This is a genomic window from Gemmobacter sp. (assembly GCF_046292685.1).
Lineage (GTDB): Bacteria > Pseudomonadota > Alphaproteobacteria > Rhodobacterales > Rhodobacteraceae > Wagnerdoeblera.
Map to the genome: position 1 here is coordinate 16,504 of NZ_JBKBQM010000013.1, position 16,910 is coordinate 33,413.

Sequence of the window (16,910 nt, forward strand, 5' to 3'; positions counted from 1 at the left end):
GCGCGCCGCCGGGCGGGCCGTGTCAGCGCAGCCGGGGCGGGCGATCCGGGTTCATGCCCGGCGGCGGCGGCGGGGCGCGTTCGGGCGGGGCCGCCGGCGGGGCCGGCAGCGTCAGGGGCTGGCCCAGCGCCATCAGGCTGCGCACCAGCGCATCATCGGCCGCAAGGAAGGCAAGGTCCACCGCCCCGCCTTCGAAACCCGAAAAGGCCAGCGCCTCGGCCAGCGCGCGCGACAAGGGCGCCTCGGCCGCCGCATCGGCGCCCACGAAGGCCAGCATCAACCCACGCGCGCCATCGGCCCAAGCCACCTGGGCCAGCACCGCCGCCGCCGCAAGCCCGCCCGCCCCCGACAAGGCAAAGGCCAGCGCCTCGGACAAGGCGGGGTCGAGGGGGCCAGGCGAATGGATCGCTACCGGACGGCCGCGGGTTTCGGCCGGTGCGGTTTCCAGCACGCCCGCCAGCCAGTCCACCGCATGCGGCGCCATCAGCCAGGCGGCCTCGGGCGCCGAAAGGTTGACGCCAAGGCCGATCCCCTGCCCGGCCATGCGCGCCACCACCACCCGCCCCGGCAGCACCGCATAGGGCACCGGCACCGACGAAAAGCCGGCCAGCCGCTCCTCGGTATCGAAAACCAGCACCACGGGCCCGTCTTCCAGCGCAAACACGCGCGGGGTCAGCGTATCGCCCTGCGGTTCCTCGGCCAGCATCAGGCACAGGTCGCTGTCGGCCAGAGTGCGGTAATAGCGCAACCGCGCCAGATCGTCTTCGGGGTCGGCCAGCATGGCGGCATGAGCAGCATCGAGCAAGGACATCCGGGGCTCCGGCAGCAGGGGGTGTGGCGCAGCCCTAGGGCCCGGGCGCGGCCGGCGCAAGCGGCCAAAGCTCACATCGCGGCGACGGCGCCGGTTTGGGCATTGTCGCGCCGTAAGGCGAAAGCCATAATGACGCCGCATTGGTTCTGTAAACGCCATCTTCACGAACCTTTGCCAGACCGGCAAGGCGGGGAACGGGTGCCCGATGACACTCGGAGCAGTGCGATGATCGAGTTCGAATCCGTCTCGAAAAGCTTCTGGACTGGAAAGACGCGCAAGGTCATCCTCGACCGGGCCTCGTTCCGGGTGGAACCGGGCAATTCGCTGGGGATCCTGGCGCCCAACGGCACCGGCAAGACCACCGTCATCAACATGATGGCCGGACTGGAAAAACCCGACGAAGGCAAGATCACCCGCACCAGCCGGATATCCTTTCCGCTGGGGTTCATGGGCGGGGTCGTCAACAAGCACACCGGCACGGAAAACGCACGCTACATCGCCCGGCTCTATGGCCTCGATCCCGATTATGTGGAGGCGTTCTGCCGCTGGCTGTGCGGGATCGAGGAATATTTCGACATGCCGGTGGGCACCTACAGCCAAGGCATGCGGGCGCGGTTCTCGTTTTCGCTGATGCTGGCAATGGAATTCGACATCTATCTGATCGACGAAGGCATGCCGACGACCACCGATGTGGCGTTCAATCGCAAGGCCGGGTCGATCCTGCGCGAACGGCTGAAGAACGCCACGGTGGTGATCGTGTCGCATCAGGCCGACATACTGGAAAAGTTCTGCCGCTCGGCCGCGGTGCTGCGCAACGGGCAGCTTTACATGTTCGACACCCTGGAAGAGGCGAAGCGGCTTTATGACTACTCTGCTTAAGGCGCCGCGCTATCGCATCCGGCCGGCGTCGCCGGCACCGGCCCAGGCCGAGCGGCGCGCGGCCAAACCGGCCACCCACCCCGACGACACGTTGTTCGCACCGCAGCCCGACTTGCTGATGACCGAGACCGCCGCCCCCGCGACCGAGGTGACGACGCCGCAGGATCTGGCCCGCGATGCCGAAATCGACGCGATCCGCCGCGAAGGGCTGACAGGGCGCCAGTTGCGCCTGGCGCGCCGCATGGCGGAAAAGCACGGGCTTGCGACCACGTCGGATTTCGACGCGGTGCGCCAGCTGCGCAAGGCCGGAATCGACCCGCTCGTGCGCAGCAACATGCTGGACATGGTGACCCGCAGCGATGGCGCACCGCCGGCGGCCGGTGGCTCGCGTGCGCTGACCACGATGCCGCAGACTGCCTTGCCGCAAACCACCGGGCCGACGCGGCTGCTGGCACCCGAACAGCGCGCCGAACAAAGCCACATGGCCGATATCCAGCGCATCCAGCGCGACATTGCCCGCCGCCGGCGGCGAAAGCTGATGTTGCTGTGGGTGCGGCTTTCGGTGTTCGTCGGGTTGCCGACGCTGATTGCGGCCTTTTACTATACGGTGCTGGCCACCCCGCTTTACGCCACGAAATCGGAATTCGTGATCCAGCAGGCGGAAAACCCGGCCGCGGGGGGGCTGGGCGGGCTGTTTTCCGGCACGCAGTTCGCCACCTCGCAGGATTCCATCGCGGTGCAGGGCTATCTGCAATCGCGCGAGGCCATGCTGCGGCTGGACAGTTCGCTGGGCTTTCGCGCCGCCTTCGCCGACCCGTCGGTGGATCCGCTGCAACGGCTGGAGGACCCGAACTCGATCGAGGCGGCCTACAGGATCTACCAGAAGAACGTGAAGATCGCCTACGACCCCACCGAAGGCATCATCAAGATGGAGGTGTCGGCCCCCGACCCGAAGGTGTCGCAAGCCTGGAGCCGCGAGCTGATCTCCTATGCCGAGGAACAGGTGAACCACCTGTCCGAACGGTTGCGGGCCGACGCGATGTCGGGGGCCCGCGCAAGCTATGACGAGGCCGAACGCAAATTGCTGGCCGCGCAGGACCGGGTGTTGCAATTGCAGGAAGCCAACAAGGTGCTGTCTTCCGAGGTCGAGGTCACGCTGATTTCCAGCCGGATCACCGGGTTGGAAAACCAGCTGAGCCAGGATCGGCTGGCACTTGCGCAGATGCTGTCCAACCCCAACCCCAACCGCGCCAGGGTAGAGCCCGTGCAACGCCGCATCGCCACGCTGGAGGAGGAAATCCGCCTGCTGCGCGCGCGCCTGACCGAAGATGGCGCCGGCGGGCGGTCTTTGGCCAAGGTCCAGTCGGAACTGGTGGTGGCACAGACCGAGGTGACCACGCGGCAGTTGCTGTTGCAACAGGCGGCGCAGCAACTGGAAACCGCCCGGATCGAGGCCAACCGCCAGCAGCGCTATCTTTCGCTGTCGGTTTCGCCCGTGGCGCCCGACGTGGCCAGCTATCCGCGCGCCTTCGAGAATACCGCGGTGGCCTTCCTGATCTTTGCCGCAATCTACCTGATGGTCGCGCTGACCGCGTCGATCCTGCGCGAACAGGTATCGAGCTGAGCGCCGGTCGCCGCCGCGACGCCCGGCGGCGGACTGTCTCAGCCTGCCTTTTCTTCCAGCGCCAGCCATTCTTCCTCGGCGGCTGCCAGCGCGGCCTGCCGTTCGGCCAGCAGGTCGGTCGCACGGCGCGCCTTGGCAGGGTCGCGGGCGAACAGGTCGGGCGTGGCCAGCAGTTCGGACAGTTTGGCGATTTCGCCTTCGAGCTTGGCGATAACCCCCGGCAGGTCGTCGAGCCGCTTGCGTTCGGTAAAGCTCAGGCCGGGCTTCGCGGAGGCGGTCGCAGGTCGGGTCGCCGCCGCCGCGGCTGGCCTTGCAGCCGCCGGTGCAGGGGCCGGAGTAGCGGTCGCCGGGGCCTGGGCGCGCTGCGCCTGCATGTCGGACCAGCCGCCGGCGTAAACCGTCGCGCGACCCTGCCCTTCCAGCAGCACGGTCTGGGTGGCCACACGGTCGATGAAATCGCGGTCGTGGCTGACCAGCAGCACCGTGCCGGGATAGTCGCCGAGGATGTCCTGCAACAGGTCCAGCGTCTCGACATCCAGATCGTTGGTCGGTTCGTCGAGGATCAGCAGGTTGCTTTCGCGCGCCATCAGCCGTGCCAGCAGCAACCGCGCCTTTTCACCGCCCGACAGCGACTTGACCGGCGCGCGGGCCTGCGCTTCGTCGAACAGGAAGTCCTTGAGGTAGCCGACGACATGTTTCGGCACACCGCGCACCAGCACCTGATCCGAGGCGCCCGACACGCGCATCTGCGGGTCGTTGGTCAGCGAATCCCACAAGGTCGCCTCGGGGTCGAGCTGGGCACGGGTCTGGTCGAACACCGCCATCTCGATGCCGGTGCCCAGCGTGACGGTGCCGGTATCGGGCTGCATGTCGCCGGTCAGAAGTCGCAGAAGCGTGGTCTTGCCGGCACCATTCGGCCCGACGAAGGCCACCCGGTCGCCGCGCATCACCCGCAGCGAAAAATCCCGGATCACCGGGCCCGCGCCGAAATCCTTGCCGATACGCTGCGCCTCGATCACCCGCTTGCCCGATTGGGCGCCGGCCTCCAGTTCCAGCGCGGCGGTGCCTTGCCGGCGGATCTGGGCCGCGCGTTCGGCGCGCAAGGCTGCCAGCGCACGGACACGGCCCTGGTTGCGCTTGCGCCGCGCCGAAATCCCCTCGACCGCCCATTTCGCCTCGGCCTTGATCTTGCGGTCGAGCTTGTGGCGGGCGGCATCCTCCTCGGCCCAGACCTGTTCGCGCCACTCCTCGAACCCGTCGAAGCCGGACTCGCGCCGCCGCGCAACGCCGCGGTCCAGCCACAGCGTGGCGCGCGTCAACCGGCGCAGAAAGGCGCGGTCGTGGCTGATGAGCACGAAGGCCGCGCGGGTTTCCGTCAGCCGGGCCTCGAGCCATTCGATCGCGGCGATGTCGAGGTGGTTGGTCGGCTCGTCCAGCAGCATCAGCTCGGGCTCGGCCGCCATCAGCCGCGCCAGTGCCGCGCGCCGCCGCTCGCCCCCCGAGGCGGTGGCAACCGGCGTATCGGGGTTGAAGTGCAACCCCTCGGCCACGGCGGCGATGCGCCAGTCCTCGCCCGCGGGCAGGCCGGCGGCGGCGAAGGCACCCAGCGTCTCGAAGGCCGAAAGGTCGGGATCCTGCTCCATGTAGCCCACGGTCACGCCGGGCGGCACCACCCGTGTGCCGCTGTCGGGTTCGACCAGCCCCGCCATCACCTTCATCAGCGTCGATTTGCCCGACCCGTTGCGCCCGACCAGGGCGACCCGGTCGCCTTGCTGGACCACAAGGTCGAGCGCGTCGAACACGGGGTTCCCGCCGAAGGTCAGCGAAATCGAGGAGAGTTGAAGAAGGGGTGCGCGCGCCATGCCTGCGGCGTTAGGATGCGGCGGACAAAAGGTCAAGCGGGCGCGAATTTTCCTTGCAAAGTGCAACGTCCCGCATATTCTTTTTCTGCGACGTCTTTCTATCGACCCCCTGTCTGCCGCACGGCGCCAGTTATCGACCTGACTTGACTGCGCCGGGCCGCCGCAATGGTGTGGGCGGCGTTTCTGACAGGAGACTTCACGATGGCCAAGGGCACCGTGAAATGGTTCAACACCACCAAGGGCTATGGCTTCATCGCCCCTGAAGGCAGCAGCAAGGACGTGTTCGTCCACATCACCGCGCTGGAGCGGGCGGGCATCCGGGCGCTGAAGGACGGCCAGCCGGTGACCTTCGACATCGAAAAGTCGCGCGACGGCCGCGAATCCGCGACGAACCTGGCGCTGGCCTGACCCGGCGCACGGGGGCGCTGCCCGCCGGATATGACCGAACAGAGGAAGGGGCGCGTCGGGCGCCCCTTTACCATTTGTGAAAGATGAAGAACGCCCCGCCGGCGATGAAGGCAAAGCCGACGAGGTGGTTCCAGGCCAGCGGCTCTTTCAGATACAGCACCGAGAAGGCGGCAAAGACCGAGAGGGTGATGACCTCCTGGATGGTCTTGAGTTCGGCGGCGCTGAAATGGCCGTGGCCGATCCGGTTGGCCGGAACCTGCAGCACATATTCGAAAAAGGCGATGCCCCAGCTGACCAGAATGACGGTCAGGAGCGGCGCGGTCTTGTATTTCAGGTGGCCATACCATGCAAAGGTCATGAAGACGTTGGAGGCCAGCAGCAAGCCGATGGTCAGAACGGGAACAGGCAAGGACATCTCGATCTCCGAAGACAGGTCTTGCATCCGGCGTATCGCGAAGCGCCTGGGCTGAAAAGAGGCTGGCATTAGCAGTTTTGCATTTCGCATCGCCGTCATTGCACAAGCTTTGCAAATTTTCGCGTTTCCGCTTTGCGCGGTGCACCGTCTGACTTATCGTGCGCTCCGACCAAGGGGGAGACCGGAATGAAGGACATCCTGAGCCAGCTCGAAGACCGCCGCGCCGTGGCACGCTTGGGCGGCGGCCAGCGCCGCATCGATGCGCAGCACGCCAAGGGCAAGCTGACCGCGCGCGAGCGGATCGAGCTGTTGCTGGACGACGGGTCGTTCGAGGAATTCGACATGTTCGTGGCCCACCGCTGCACCGATTTCGGGATGCAGGACGACCGCCCCGCCGGCGATGGCGTGGTGACTGGCTGGGGCACGATCAACGGCCGTCAGGTTTATGTGTTTTCCCAGGACTTCACCGTGATGGGCGGGTCGGTGTCGGAAACCCACGGCGCCAAGATCTGCAAGATCATGGACATGGCGATGCAGAACGGTGCCCCCGTCATCGGCATCAACGATTCGGGCGGCGCGCGAATCCAGGAAGGCGTGGCCAGCCTTGCCGCCTATGGCGAGGTGTTCCAGCGCAACATCGAAGCTTCGGGCGTGGTGCCGCAGATTTCCCTCATCATGGGGCCTTGCGCCGGGGGGGCGGTCTATTCGCCGGCGATGACCGACTTCATCTTCATGGTGAAGGACACGAGCTACATGTTCGTGACCGGCCCCGATGTGGTCAAGACCGTCACGAACGAGGTGGTGACGGCCGAGGAACTGGGCGGCGCCGTCACGCATACCCGCAAGTCCTCGGTCGCGGATGGTGCGTTCGAGAACGATGTCGAGGCGCTGTCGGAAATTCGCCGTCTGTTCGACTTCCTGCCGCTGAACAACCGGCAGAAGGCCCCCATGCGCCCGTTCTTCGACGATCCCGCGCGGGTGGAGATGAGCCTTGACACGCTGGTGCCCGACAACCCCAACCAGCCCTACGACATGAAGGAACTGATCCTGAAGGTCGCGGACGAAGGCGATTTCTTCGAGATCCAGAAGGATTTCGCGGCCAACATCATCACCGGCTTCATCCGACTGGAAGGGCAGACGGTGGGCGTGGTGGCCAACCAGCCGATGGTGCTGGCCGGGTGCCTGGACATCGACGCATCGCGCAAGGCCGCGCGCTTCGTGCGGTTCTGCGATGCCTTCGAAATTCCGATCCTGACCATCGTCGATGTGCCCGGCTTCCTGCCCGGGACGGGGCAGGAATACGGCGGCGTCATCAAGCACGGTGCGAAACTGCTGTTCGCCTATGGCGAGGCGACGGTGCCCAAGGTCACCGTGCTGACCCGCAAGACCTATGGCGGGGCCTATGTGGTGATGGCATCCAAGCACCTGAAGGCCGATTTCAACTATGCCTGGCCGACGGCCGAGGTTGCGGTGATGGGGGCCAAGGGCGCGGTCGAAATCCTTTACCGCAGCGAACTGGGCGACAAGGACAAGGTCGCGGCACGGGTCAAGGATTACGAGGATCGGTTCGCCAACCCCTTCGTCGCGGCGGAAAAGGGCTTCATCGACGAGGTCATCATGCCGCATTCCACCCGGCGGCGCGTGGCGCGGGCCTTTGCCTCGCTGCGCAACAAACGCCAGGAACGCCCCTGGAAGAAGCACGACAACATCCCGCTGTGACCCGCCGATGCGCGCGGTTGCGGTGCTGCTGCTGCTGGCTGGCCCTGCCCTCGGGCAGGACCTGATCGAGGTTCCGTCAGGCCAACCGGTCAGCTTGCAGGATGTCATCTGGAACGAACCCGGTCCGGCCGGGCTGACCGTGCGCTTCCGCTTCATCGCCCCCCGGATCGCCCGCGAGGGGGGCACCATCGATTTCGACACCGCCGCCGAAGACATGGACCACCTGTGCCAGACCTTTGCCCTGCCCCGCATCGAAACCGTCACCGGGCCGCAACCGGCCCAGGTGGTGATTTCGCTGTCGGACCGGCCGGTGGAGTTCGGGGTGATCACGCCCGAGGCGACGCAGTTCTTCGAAGCCTATTCCATCGAGGATGGCACCTGCGTGTGGGAGGCGTTCTGATGCGCGGCCCCAGTGATGCAACCCGGCCACAAACGCCAAAAGCCGCGATTGCTGCATGGGCGAAATCCTGCGGATGCGATAAACTGACGTCTCGCGGGCGCTGTGCGGCCGTGTTAGTGCAACCGTCGCCGGGCAATGCATCCGCTCGGACGATTTCGGAAAACAGGAGCAGTGGATGTCTCTCACCGTTCGCGCCGCCTCGGCGCTCATGCTCGTTGCCTTTGTCGCCGCCTGCGCGCCCAAGCAAGAGCCCGTCTACGTCACCGAGCCGGTGGCGCCCCCGCCGACCTACACCGGCAAGTACAAGTGATCTGACAGCAGGTCACAGCCCGCGGGCAGGCGCCTGCCTGCCCGGGGCCGCCCTTCCGCGCGCCGTGGCCGGAAGGAGCATCGCATGCTGAAGCATCGCGGATTTCCGGGCCGTTTGCCCGGCACGGACTACCAGTTCACCATCCGGCGCGCCAACGTAAAGGGCGGCGCCACGCGAATCATCCGGCGCGAACGCTATGCCGACCGCGCCCACGCCGACCGCATGGCCGATCTGGGCTTCATGCAGGCGCTCTGGAACCACTTCGGCGAAGAACCGTTCGAACGCGGCAACCTCGATGCCGGGCGCCTGTCCTGGCTGTTCGGCCGCGAGGTGGTGCCGGCCGAAGACCCGTTCGACCCCTGTTCCTACGAGGCGCTGCTGAAGATCGACGTCAAGCGCGCGCGCGCCGCGTTTCCCGAAGTGTTCGCCCCGGCCGAAGCGCCGTGGTCGCCCGAGGCCGAGGGCGACGACTGGGACGAGGACTGAGCATGTTCGCGCCCGCCTGCCCCCCCTTGCGACGGTTCCCCGCGCGCGGCATCGCTGCGCGGTCTGCGGCAGCTGCCGGGCGCCGGGCCTGCAACCTTCGGCGGATTTCCCCCTCGGGGGCTTTCGCGCCAAAGGCACATGCGATAGACTCTGGCTTCAGAATAACAACCCGCCGAGGCAGTTCCAAATGCGCAAGCTTCTTCTCGTTCCCGTTCTTCTGCTGCCGCTGGCCGGCTGCATGCAGGATCCGCTGTCGCGTGGCGCCGGCGGCGCCGTTGCCGGCGCAGTCATTGCCGACGCGACCGGCGGCAATGCGATCACGGGTGCCGTCATCGGTGGCCTTGCAGGCGCTGCAACCTGCGGCGTCAACCTCGGGCTGCCGCCCTGCCGCCCGCGCTACTGACCTGACCGCCGCCTTCGGGCGGCACCCGAACCCATCCGCGGCCACCCGAGGGAGTTCCCCCCGGGTGGCCGTTCGCATTTGCGCGCCAGCCCGCGCCTGAGGAGGACCGATGTTCAAGAAGATCCTGATCGCAAACCGGGGCGAGATCGCCTGCCGCGTCATCAAGACGGCGCGCAAGATGGGCATCAAGACGGTCGCGGTCTATTCCGACGCCGACCGCAACGCGCTGCATGTCAAGATGGCGGACGAAGCCGTGCACATCGGGCCGCCGCCTGCGAACCAGTCCTACATCGTGATCGACAAGATCATGGACGCCATCCGCCAGACCGGCGCCGAGGCGGTGCACCCCGGTTACGGCTTCCTGTCGGAACGGCGCGATTTCGCAGCCGCGCTGGAGGCCGAAGGCGTGGTGTTCATCGGCCCGCCGAGCCCTGCGATCGAGGCGATGGGCGACAAGATCACCTCGAAAAAGATCGCGGCCGAGGCAGGGGTTTCCACCGTTCCGGGCTACATGGGCCTGATCGCCGATGCCGACGAGGCGGTGAAGATCAGCCGCGACATCGGCTATCCGGTGATGATCAAGGCATCGGCGGGCGGCGGCGGCAAGGGGATGCGCATCGCCTGGAACGATGCCGAGGCGGCCGAGGGCTTCCAGTCCTCCAAGAACGAAGCGGCGGCTAGCTTCGGCGACGACCGCATCTTCATCGAGAAGTTCGTGACGCAGCCGCGCCACATCGAAATCCAGGTGCTGGCCGACAAGCACGGCAACTGCGTCTATCTGCACGAACGCGAATGCAGCATCCAGCGCCGCAACCAGAAGGTCATCGAGGAAGCACCTTCGCCATTCCTCGACGAGGCGACCCGAAAGGCGATGGGCGAACAGGCCTGCGCGCTGGCACGGGCGGTGGGGTATACATCCGCGGGCACGGTGGAATTCATCGTGGACGGCAACCGCAACTTCTATTTCCTGGAAATGAACACCCGCCTTCAGGTGGAACACCCTGTGACGGAGCTCATCACCGGGGTTGACCTGGTGGAACAGATGATCCGGGTGGCCGCGGGCGAACCGCTGCCCTTCAAACAGCCGGATCTGAAGATCAACGGCTGGGCGATGGAAAGCCGGCTCTACGCCGAGGATCCCTATCGCAACTTCCTGCCCTCGATCGGGCGGCTCACGCGCTATCGCCCCCCGGTCGAGGGGCGCACCCTGGGCGGGGGCATCGTGCGCAACGATACCGGCGTCTACGAAGGCGGCGAGATCAGCATGTATTACGACCCGATGATCGCCAAGCTCTGCACCTGGGGGCCGACCCGGGCGGATGCGATCGAGGAAATGCGCCTGGCGCTGGACACGTTCGAGGTGGAAGGCATCGGGCACAACCTGCCGTTCTGTTCGGCGGTGATGGACCATCCGCGGTTCGTCTCGGGCAACATCACCACCGCCTTCATCGCCGAGGAATACAAGGAAGGCTTTCAGGGCGTCACCCTTTCGCCCACCGTGCTGCGCCGCGTCGTGGCGGCGGTGGCGGCGATGCACCGGGTGGCGGAAATCCGGCGCACGCGCATTTCCGGCACGATGGACAACCACACCCGCCGCGTCGGCGACGACTGGGTGGTAACCCTCCAAGGCGAGGATCACCCCGTGCGCGTGGCGGCAGACCACGAAGGTTCGACGGTGCATTTCCCCGACGGCACGTCCTTGCGGGTGTCCAGCGACTGGACCCCGGGCGATACGCTGGCCCGCCTCACGGTCGGGGGCGACCCGCTGGTGCTGAAGGTGGGCAAGGTGCCAATGGGCTTCCGCATCCGGGTGCGCGGCGCGGATCTGAAGGTGCATGTGCGCAGTCCGCGCGCGGCAGAGCTGGCGAGGCTGATGCCCGAAAAGCTGCCGCCCGACACGTCGAAGTTCCTGCTGTGCCCGATGCCGGGTCTGGTGGTGAAGATCAGCGTCGAGGAAGGCCAGGAGGTGCAGGAAGGTCAGGCCCTGGCCACCGTCGAGGCGATGAAGATGGAAAACATCCTCAAGGCCGAAAGGAAGGGCATGGTGAAAAAGATCAACGCCGCCCCCGGTGCCAGCCTGAAGGTGGACGACATCATCATGGAGTTCGAATAACCCATGGTCCGCGCCTTCGGCCCGTTCCTGTCTGCCACGCTGGCCGCCCTGGCCGGGGTCTGGGCGTTCTGGGCGCTGGTCGGGGGCGCGACCTTTGCCGTGGGGCCGACGCGGTTGCCGATGATCTATGCGATGGCGCCGCTGCTGGCGCTGGCCTTGTTTCAGCTGGTGTTTTCCGGCCTGACGGGGCGCTGGCGCGGCTGGCGGTTCTGGGCGGTGGCAGGGCCGGTCGCCGCAAGCCTGTGGACGCTGGGGGTGGCCGTGGCGCTGACCGGCCACGCCGCCCCTGCGGTTGCCTTGGCAGGGGCAACCGCCGCAACGCTGGCCTTCGGGCTGTTCGCACTGGCCGCAACAGGGGGCAGGCGATGATTTACTGCACGCGCCCCGGGTTGCGTTCGAGGATTTCCTGCCGGCGGCTGGGCAGCTTGTCGATGGCGGCCACGATCTCGCGCACGTCCCAGGGCAGCGGCTTGCGCGTCACGGGTTTCAGATCCTTGTCGAGGATCACCAGCGAAAACCCGCGCGGGCGCAGTTTCTGGCGCCATTCGCTGCGCGCGGCAGGGTCGGTGTCGGTCACGACGACGACATCCCTTTCGGCGAGGGCCGCCGGGTCGCGGGCCAGCAATTCCAGCTGGCGGTGGAAGTTCGGGTCGGCGGCGCTGTCGGCAAACACCACAACAGGGCGCGCGACATACAGCTGCGCGTCAAAGCCGATCTCGGCCGCGGCCACCGGCGCCAGCACCGGCGGTGCATCGGCGGCCTGGGCCGCAAGCGGCAACAAGGCCGCGAACAGAACATGAAGCGGTTTCATGGCGCCTCCCTTTGCACCCTACATAGGGCGGGCGGCGCGGAAACCCAAGGCAAACCGGGGACTTCCCCGACGACAAAAGGAGAAGGCCGATGGCCGCAGACCTGAACGCGTGGCGCGCCCTTGCCGCAAAGGAACTGAAAGGCGCCGACCCCGACAGCCTGACCTGGAACACGCTGGAAGGCATTGCCGTCAAGCCGCTTTACACCGAGGCCGATACCGCCGCCCTGCCCCACATGGGCAGCCTGCCGGGGCTGGCGCCCTTTACCCGTGGCGTCAGGGCCACGATGTATGCCGGCCGCCCCTGGACCATCCGGCAATACGCCGGCTTTTCCACCGCCGAGGAATCGAACGCCTTCTACCGCAAGGCGCTGGCGGCCGGGCAGCAAGGCGTCTCGGTCGCCTTCGACCTGGCCACCCACCGCGGCTATGACAGCGACCATCCGCGCGTGGTCGGCGATGTCGGCAAGGCGGGCGTCGCCATCGACAGCGTCGAGGACATGAAGATCCTGTTCGACGGCATCCCCCTGGACAAGGTTTCGGTGTCGATGACGATGAACGGCGCGGTCATCCCGATCCTGGCCAACTTCATCGTGACGGGCGAAGAACAGGGCCACCCGCGTTCGGTGCTGTCGGGCACGATCCAGAACGACATCCTGAAGGAATTCATGGTGCGGAACACCTACATCTATCCGCCCGAGCCATCGATGCGCATCATCGCCGACATCATCGAATACACTTCGAAGGAGATGCCCAAGTTCAACAGCATCTCGATTTCCGGCTATCACATGCAGGAAGCCGGGGCGAACCTGGTGCAGGAACTGGCCTTTACCCTGGCCGACGGGCGCGAATACGTGCGCGCGGCCATTGCCCGCGGCATGAACGTGGATGATTTCGCCGGGCGGCTGAGCTTCTTCTTTGCGATCGGCATGAACTTCTTCATGGAGGCCGCAAAACTGCGCGCGGCGCGCCTGCTGTGGCACCGGATCATGTCGGAGTTCAACCCGAAGAAACCCGGGTCGCTGATGCTGCGCACGCATTGCCAGACCTCGGGCGTGAGCTTGCAGGAACAGGACCCCTACAACAACGTCATCCGCACCGCCTACGAGGCGATGGCTGCGGCGCTGGGGGGCACGCAATCCTTGCACACCAACGCGCTGGACGAGGCGATTGCCCTGCCCACCGAGTTTTCCGCCCGCATCGCCCGCAACACTCAGCTGATCCTGCAGGAAGAAACCGGAATCACCCATGTGGTCGATCCGCTGGCAGGGTCGTATTACGTCGAAAGCCTGACGGCGGAACTGGCCGAAAAGGCCTGGGCGCTGATCGAGGAAATCGAGGCGATGGGCGGCATGACCAAGGCGGTGGCCAGCGGCATGCCCAAGCTGCGCATCGAGGAAACCGCCGCCCGCCGGCAGGCCATGATCGACCGCGGCGAAGAAGTGATCGTCGGGGTCAACAAGTATCGGAAAGACAAGGAAGACCCCATCGACATTCTGGAAATCGACAACGTCGCCGTGCGCGACGCCCAGATTGCCCGGCTGGCCGCGGTGCGCGCCGCGCGCGATCAGGCGGCGTGCGACGCGGCGCTGCTGGAACTGGGCCGGCGCTGCGTCGAAGGCGGCAACCTGCTGGAAGCGGCGGTCGAGGCGGCACGGGCGCGTGCGACGGTGGGCGAAATCAGTCTGGCCATGGAAGCGACGTTTGGCCGGCACCGGGCGGAGGTGAAGACATTGGCAGGGGTTTACGGGGCCGCCTACGAAGGCGACGAAGGCTTTGCGGCAATCCAGAAGGATGTGGAGGAGTTCGCCGCATCCGAAGGCCGCCGCCCGCGCATGCTGGTGGTCAAGATGGGCCAGGACGGGCACGACCGCGGCGCCAAGGTGATTGCCACCGCCTTTGCCGACATCGGCTTTGACGTGGACGTCGGCCCGCTGTTCCAGACGCCCGAGGAAGCCGCACAGGACGCCATCGACAACGACGTCCATGTGGTCGGCATCTCGTCCCAGGCCGCCGGCCACAAGACGCTGGCCCCCAAGCTGGTGCAGGCGCTGAAGGATGCGGGCGCCGGGGATATCCTGGTGATCTGCGGCGGGGTCATTCCGCAGCAGGACTACCAGTATCTCTACGACCACGGGGTCAAGGCGATTTTCGGGCCTGGCACCAACATTCCCGACGCGGCGCGCGACATCCTGCGGCTGATCCGCGAGGCGCGCGGCTGATACCCCCCCCGCGCCCGGCCCCGGGGTGCCGCGGCAGCCGCGCCCCGGGGCCGGGCGCGGGTCACAAGACGCTAAGTGCAATGGACCGGCAGAGGCACACTTCAGGCGGGAAACCTTTTGCAAGGTGTCACCGTGCGGCTGTTGCGAAGCCTTCTGCTGCGGATGTTGTCCGGTCTGCCGGCCGCCACCGATGCCATCTGCCGCCCGGAACACGGCCGCCGATCGACCCTTTGCCGATGCCGACCATCGACCCGGTGCACAGGTTTTCCTGCACGAACGCGGCCCGCATCGTGGTGACGCTGCGGGCGGCCACGCAGGATGCGCAGGTGGTCAACAAGGCCGGGCGCATCCTTTACCTCGGCAAGCGCGCAGGGGGCCCGCCGATCAACTATACCTCGCCGGCCTTCGGCGGGATGAGCCTGCAAGGCTCGCCCCGGCAGGTCAGCTGGCAAGAGCCCGGTCGCCAGGCCACCACCTGCGTCGAGATGCCCTGACGACGACGCCTGCATCTGCGCCCGCAAGCCTTGGGCAAGCGCGCACCGACCGCTTGCGGGCGCCCCGGCTTGCAGGCAGGCTGGCGCAGCGAATCCGGCAGGGGGGCGGCAATGGCATTGAGCCTGGAGATGATGGGAGAATGGCCGGTCTATGGCCCGGCAGATGGCACCGGCCTGCCCGGCGTGGTGATCCTGCACGGGTCCGAAGGGCCGATGGCCGGCTGGGCCCACCGCTTTGCCGCCATCCTGGCCGCGCACGGCATGCTGGCCTTGCCCTACAGCTACGGCACCGGCGATTTCTGGGCAGCGGGGCGCATTGCGGGCGTGGACCTGCGCGGCGTGGTGGCGGCCGGCGCGCGCCTGGCCACGCATCCGCGGTGCCGCGGGGCAGGGTTGTTCGGCTGGTCGTTCGGGGGGGGCATGGCGCTGACGGTCGCGGCGCTGCAAGGGGCGGGCGGGCCCTTTCGCGCCGTGGCCAGCCATGCGGGCGCCGATTTCGTGACCGCAGCCTTCGACCCCGAGGATTTCCGCAAGGGACACCGTCTGCGCGACCCGGCCCCCGATGCCCCGCGCGCCTTTCTGTGGCCGGGCGAGGAGGCGGCGCTGACCCCGGGCGCCCCCTTGCCGCTGGATCGTCTGACCGTGCCGGTGTTCCTGTCGGTCGGCGATGCCGACCCGATCTGGCCGCATCAGCAGACGCTGAACGTGGCCGCGGCCTTGCGCGCCCAAGGCACGCCGGTAGACCTGCTGGTCGCCGCCGGTCAGGGCCACGGCTACGACTTCGACCGCGAGCCCGAGCTTTGGGCGCGGCTGCTGGCATTTTTCGGGGGCCACCTGTGAGCCTGCTGCGGCTCGACCACCTGGCGGTGGCCTGCGGCACCCTGGCCGAAGGCGTCGCGGCGGTCGAACAGGCGCTGGGGGTTCCGCTGGCCCCGGGCGGGCAGCATGCCGCCTTCGGCACGCACAACCGGCTGCTGTCGCTGGGGCCGGCGGAATACCTTGAAGTCATAGCCATCGACCCGGGCGCCCCGGCTCCGGGCCGGCCGCGCTGGTTCGACCTCGACCGCTTTGCGGGGCCGCCCCGGCTGACCAACTGGGTTGCCGCCTGCGACGATATCGCCGCGGCGCTGGCCGTCTGCCCGCCGGGCACAGGCGCGCCGATGGCGCTGGCACGCGGCGATTTGCGCTGGACGATGGCAGTGCCGGCCGATGGCCTGTTGCCGTTCGACGGCCTGTTTCCTGCGCCGATCCAGTGGCACGGCAGCGCCCACCCTGCCCCGCGCCTGCCCGACCGCGGCATCCGGCTGACCGGCCTGCACCTGACCCACCCCGAAGCCGAGGCGCTGGCCGCGGCCCTGGCACCGCTGCTGCGCGACCCGCGCCTGAGCTTTGCCACCGGCGCGCCGATGCTGCGCGCCACCCTTTCGACCCCCAAAGGCGAGGTGTGCCTGTGATCCGCCCGGCCCGCCCCGATGACGCGGCGCAAATCGTCGCGTTCTGGAACCCGCTGATCCGGGAAACGATGGTCACCTTCAACCCGCAGGAAAAGACGGCGGCCGAGGTGGCCGACAGCATCGCCGCCAAGGCCGCTGCCGACCACGGCTTTCTCGTTGCCGAGGTGGATGGCGCGATCCTGGGCTTTGCCAGTTACGGGCAATTCCGGGCCGGCGCAGGATACATCCGGGCGATGGAGCATACCATCATCCTGGCGCCCGCCGCCCGCGGACGCGGCATCGGCCGGGCGCTGATGGCCGGGATCGAGGATCATGCCCGCACCCGCGGGGTTCACAGCATGATTGCCGGCGTATCGGGCGGCAACCCGGAAGGCCGCAGGTTTCATGCCGCGATCGGCTATGCCGAAGTGGCGGTGGTGCCGCAGGTGGGCTGGAAGTTCGGCCGCTACTGGGATCTGGTGCTGATGCAGAAACTTCTGTCCTGACAGCGCCTTTGCGCCTC

Annotated in this window: 19 protein-coding genes; 15 read left to right on the top strand and 4 right to left on the bottom strand. The window is 67.3% G+C overall.

The window, feature by feature from the left end:
• Window positions 1-22: 22 nt before the first annotated feature.
• Window positions 23-811 carry an SseB family protein gene (locus tag ACK4S2_RS05430; protein ID WP_409621230.1) on the bottom strand — a complete coding sequence of 263 codons (789 nt, stop codon included), beginning with the start codon at window positions 809-811 and terminating at the stop codon, window positions 23-25.
• Window positions 812-1,036: 225 nt separating this feature from the next.
• On the opposite strand from ACK4S2_RS05430, the gene ACK4S2_RS05435 reads away from it, so the two are divergent.
• The gene (locus ACK4S2_RS05435) at window positions 1,037-1,690 is read left to right on the top strand and encodes an ABC transporter ATP-binding protein (RefSeq protein ID WP_409621233.1); all 654 of its coding nucleotides are present in this window, start codon (window positions 1,037-1,039) and stop codon (window positions 1,688-1,690) included.
• A complete protein-coding gene (locus ACK4S2_RS05440) occupies window positions 1,674-3,314 on the top strand; it encodes a capsule biosynthesis protein (RefSeq protein ID WP_409621235.1) in 1,641 nt (546 codons plus the stop codon). The genes ACK4S2_RS05435 and ACK4S2_RS05440 overlap by 17 nt, the downstream gene beginning before the upstream one ends.
• A 38-nt stretch (window positions 3,315-3,352) precedes the next feature.
• On the opposite strand, the gene ACK4S2_RS05445 is transcribed toward ACK4S2_RS05440, so the two are convergent.
• Window positions 3,353-5,176, bottom strand: coding sequence for an ABC-F family ATP-binding cassette domain-containing protein (locus ACK4S2_RS05445; protein ID WP_409621238.1), 1,824 nt, complete (start codon window positions 5,174-5,176; stop codon window positions 3,353-3,355).
• 201 nt (window positions 5,177-5,377) lie between these two features.
• On the opposite strand from ACK4S2_RS05445, the gene ACK4S2_RS05450 reads away from it, so the two are divergent.
• Entirely contained in the window at window positions 5,378-5,584 is a 207-nt protein-coding gene (locus tag ACK4S2_RS05450) for a cold-shock protein (RefSeq protein WP_409621241.1), read from the top strand.
• Window positions 5,585-5,651: 67 nt separating this feature from the next.
• Here the strand turns inward: ACK4S2_RS05450 and ACK4S2_RS05455 are convergent, their stop codons facing one another.
• The gene (locus ACK4S2_RS05455) at window positions 5,652-5,999 is read right to left on the bottom strand and encodes a DMT family protein (RefSeq protein ID WP_409621244.1); all 348 of its coding nucleotides are present in this window, start codon (window positions 5,997-5,999) and stop codon (window positions 5,652-5,654) included.
• Between the two features lie 186 nt (window positions 6,000-6,185).
• Here ACK4S2_RS05455 and ACK4S2_RS05460 point away from each other — a divergent pair, with 186 nt between their 5' ends.
• From ACK4S2_RS05460 to ACK4S2_RS05490, 7 genes are all read left to right on the top strand, one after another.
• The gene (locus tag ACK4S2_RS05460; RefSeq protein ID WP_409621247.1) at window positions 6,186-7,718 is read left to right on the top strand and encodes an acyl-CoA carboxylase subunit beta; all 1,533 of its coding nucleotides are present in this window, start codon (window positions 6,186-6,188) and stop codon (window positions 7,716-7,718) included.
• Window positions 7,719-7,725: 7 nt separating this feature from the next.
• A complete protein-coding gene (locus ACK4S2_RS05465; protein WP_409621249.1) occupies window positions 7,726-8,118 on the top strand; it encodes a DUF6497 family protein in 393 nt (130 codons plus the stop codon).
• Window positions 8,119-8,293: 175 nt separating this feature from the next.
• Window positions 8,294-8,428 (top strand): hypothetical protein, encoded by a 135-nt coding sequence (locus tag ACK4S2_RS05470; RefSeq protein ID WP_409621252.1) that lies wholly within the window; start codon window positions 8,294-8,296, stop codon window positions 8,426-8,428.
• Window positions 8,429-8,512: 84 nt separating this feature from the next.
• The gene (locus ACK4S2_RS05475) at window positions 8,513-8,914 is read left to right on the top strand and encodes a hypothetical protein (protein ID WP_409621255.1); all 402 of its coding nucleotides are present in this window, start codon (window positions 8,513-8,515) and stop codon (window positions 8,912-8,914) included.
• A 187-nt stretch (window positions 8,915-9,101) separates the two neighbouring features.
• Entirely contained in the window at window positions 9,102-9,317 is a 216-nt protein-coding gene (locus tag ACK4S2_RS05480) for a hypothetical protein (RefSeq protein WP_409621258.1), read from the top strand.
• Window positions 9,318-9,426: 109 nt separating this feature from the next.
• Window positions 9,427-11,430 (top strand): acetyl-CoA carboxylase biotin carboxylase subunit, encoded by a 2,004-nt coding sequence (locus ACK4S2_RS05485; protein WP_409621261.1) that lies wholly within the window; start codon window positions 9,427-9,429, stop codon window positions 11,428-11,430.
• A gap of 3 nt (window positions 11,431-11,433) precedes the next feature.
• On the top strand, window positions 11,434-11,799 hold the full coding sequence (locus tag ACK4S2_RS05490; protein ID WP_409621264.1) for a hypothetical protein: 366 nt from the start codon (window positions 11,434-11,436) through the stop codon (window positions 11,797-11,799).
• Between the two features lies 1 nt (window position 11,800).
• Here ACK4S2_RS05490 and ACK4S2_RS05495 read toward each other — a convergent pair whose 3' ends face one another.
• Window positions 11,801-12,241, bottom strand: a complete 441-nt coding sequence (locus tag ACK4S2_RS05495; RefSeq protein ID WP_409621267.1) for a DUF4174 domain-containing protein — start codon at window positions 12,239-12,241, stop codon at window positions 11,801-11,803.
• Window positions 12,242-12,330: 89 nt separating this feature from the next.
• On the opposite strand from ACK4S2_RS05495, the gene scpA reads away from it, so the two are divergent.
• The 5 genes from scpA (at window position 12,331) to ACK4S2_RS05520 (ending at window position 16,893) form a co-directional block, all read left to right on the top strand.
• Window positions 12,331-14,460: a methylmalonyl-CoA mutase gene (gene scpA / locus ACK4S2_RS05500; RefSeq protein WP_409621270.1), complete on the top strand. Its 2,130-nt coding sequence runs from the start codon at window positions 12,331-12,333 to the stop codon at window positions 14,458-14,460.
• A 236-nt stretch (window positions 14,461-14,696) separates the two neighbouring features.
• Window positions 14,697-14,954 (top strand): hypothetical protein, encoded by a 258-nt coding sequence (locus ACK4S2_RS05505; protein ID WP_409621273.1) that lies wholly within the window; start codon window positions 14,697-14,699, stop codon window positions 14,952-14,954.
• A gap of 111 nt (window positions 14,955-15,065) precedes the next feature.
• Window positions 15,066-15,794 carry an alpha/beta hydrolase family protein gene (locus ACK4S2_RS05510; RefSeq protein WP_409621276.1) on the top strand — a complete coding sequence of 243 codons (729 nt, stop codon included), beginning with the start codon at window positions 15,066-15,068 and terminating at the stop codon, window positions 15,792-15,794.
• Window positions 15,795-15,796: 2 nt separating this feature from the next.
• Window positions 15,797-16,408: a VOC family protein gene (locus ACK4S2_RS05515; RefSeq protein WP_409621374.1), complete on the top strand. Its 612-nt coding sequence runs from the start codon at window positions 15,797-15,799 to the stop codon at window positions 16,406-16,408.
• Window positions 16,405-16,893, top strand: coding sequence for an N-acetyltransferase family protein (locus ACK4S2_RS05520; protein WP_409621279.1), 489 nt, complete (start codon window positions 16,405-16,407; stop codon window positions 16,891-16,893). The genes ACK4S2_RS05515 and ACK4S2_RS05520 overlap by 4 nt, the downstream gene beginning before the upstream one ends.
• Window positions 16,894-16,910: the final 17 nt, after the last annotated feature.

Excerpts from the sequence above, each read along its gene's own strand:
- ACK4S2_RS05430 (WP_409621230.1), bottom strand. The coding sequence starts at position 811 with ATGTCCTTGCTCGATGCTGCTCATGCCGCCATGCTGGCCGACCCCGAA.
- ACK4S2_RS05435 (WP_409621233.1), top strand. The coding sequence starts at position 1,037 with ATGATCGAGTTCGAATCCGTCTCGAAAAGCTTCTGGACTGGAAAGACG.
- ACK4S2_RS05440 (WP_409621235.1), top strand. The coding sequence starts at position 1,674 with ATGACTACTCTGCTTAAGGCGCCGCGCTATCGCATCCGGCCGGCGTCG.
- ACK4S2_RS05445 (WP_409621238.1), bottom strand. The coding sequence starts at position 5,176 with ATGGCGCGCGCACCCCTTCTTCAACTCTCCTCGATTTCGCTGACCTTC.
- ACK4S2_RS05450 (WP_409621241.1), top strand. The coding sequence starts at position 5,378 with ATGGCCAAGGGCACCGTGAAATGGTTCAACACCACCAAGGGCTATGGC.
- ACK4S2_RS05455 (WP_409621244.1), bottom strand. The coding sequence starts at position 5,999 with ATGTCCTTGCCTGTTCCCGTTCTGACCATCGGCTTGCTGCTGGCCTCC.
- ACK4S2_RS05460 (WP_409621247.1), top strand. The coding sequence starts at position 6,186 with ATGAAGGACATCCTGAGCCAGCTCGAAGACCGCCGCGCCGTGGCACGC.
- ACK4S2_RS05465 (WP_409621249.1), top strand. The coding sequence starts at position 7,726 with ATGCGCGCGGTTGCGGTGCTGCTGCTGCTGGCTGGCCCTGCCCTCGGG.
- ACK4S2_RS05470 (WP_409621252.1), top strand. The coding sequence starts at position 8,294 with ATGTCTCTCACCGTTCGCGCCGCCTCGGCGCTCATGCTCGTTGCCTTT.
- ACK4S2_RS05475 (WP_409621255.1), top strand. The coding sequence starts at position 8,513 with ATGCTGAAGCATCGCGGATTTCCGGGCCGTTTGCCCGGCACGGACTAC.
- ACK4S2_RS05480 (WP_409621258.1), top strand. The coding sequence starts at position 9,102 with ATGCGCAAGCTTCTTCTCGTTCCCGTTCTTCTGCTGCCGCTGGCCGGC.
- ACK4S2_RS05485 (WP_409621261.1), top strand. The coding sequence starts at position 9,427 with ATGTTCAAGAAGATCCTGATCGCAAACCGGGGCGAGATCGCCTGCCGC.
- ACK4S2_RS05490 (WP_409621264.1), top strand. The coding sequence starts at position 11,434 with ATGGTCCGCGCCTTCGGCCCGTTCCTGTCTGCCACGCTGGCCGCCCTG.
- ACK4S2_RS05495 (WP_409621267.1), bottom strand. The coding sequence starts at position 12,241 with ATGAAACCGCTTCATGTTCTGTTCGCGGCCTTGTTGCCGCTTGCGGCC.
- scpA (WP_409621270.1), top strand. The coding sequence starts at position 12,331 with ATGGCCGCAGACCTGAACGCGTGGCGCGCCCTTGCCGCAAAGGAACTG.
- ACK4S2_RS05505 (WP_409621273.1), top strand. The coding sequence starts at position 14,697 with ATGCCGACCATCGACCCGGTGCACAGGTTTTCCTGCACGAACGCGGCC.
- ACK4S2_RS05510 (WP_409621276.1), top strand. The coding sequence starts at position 15,066 with ATGGCATTGAGCCTGGAGATGATGGGAGAATGGCCGGTCTATGGCCCG.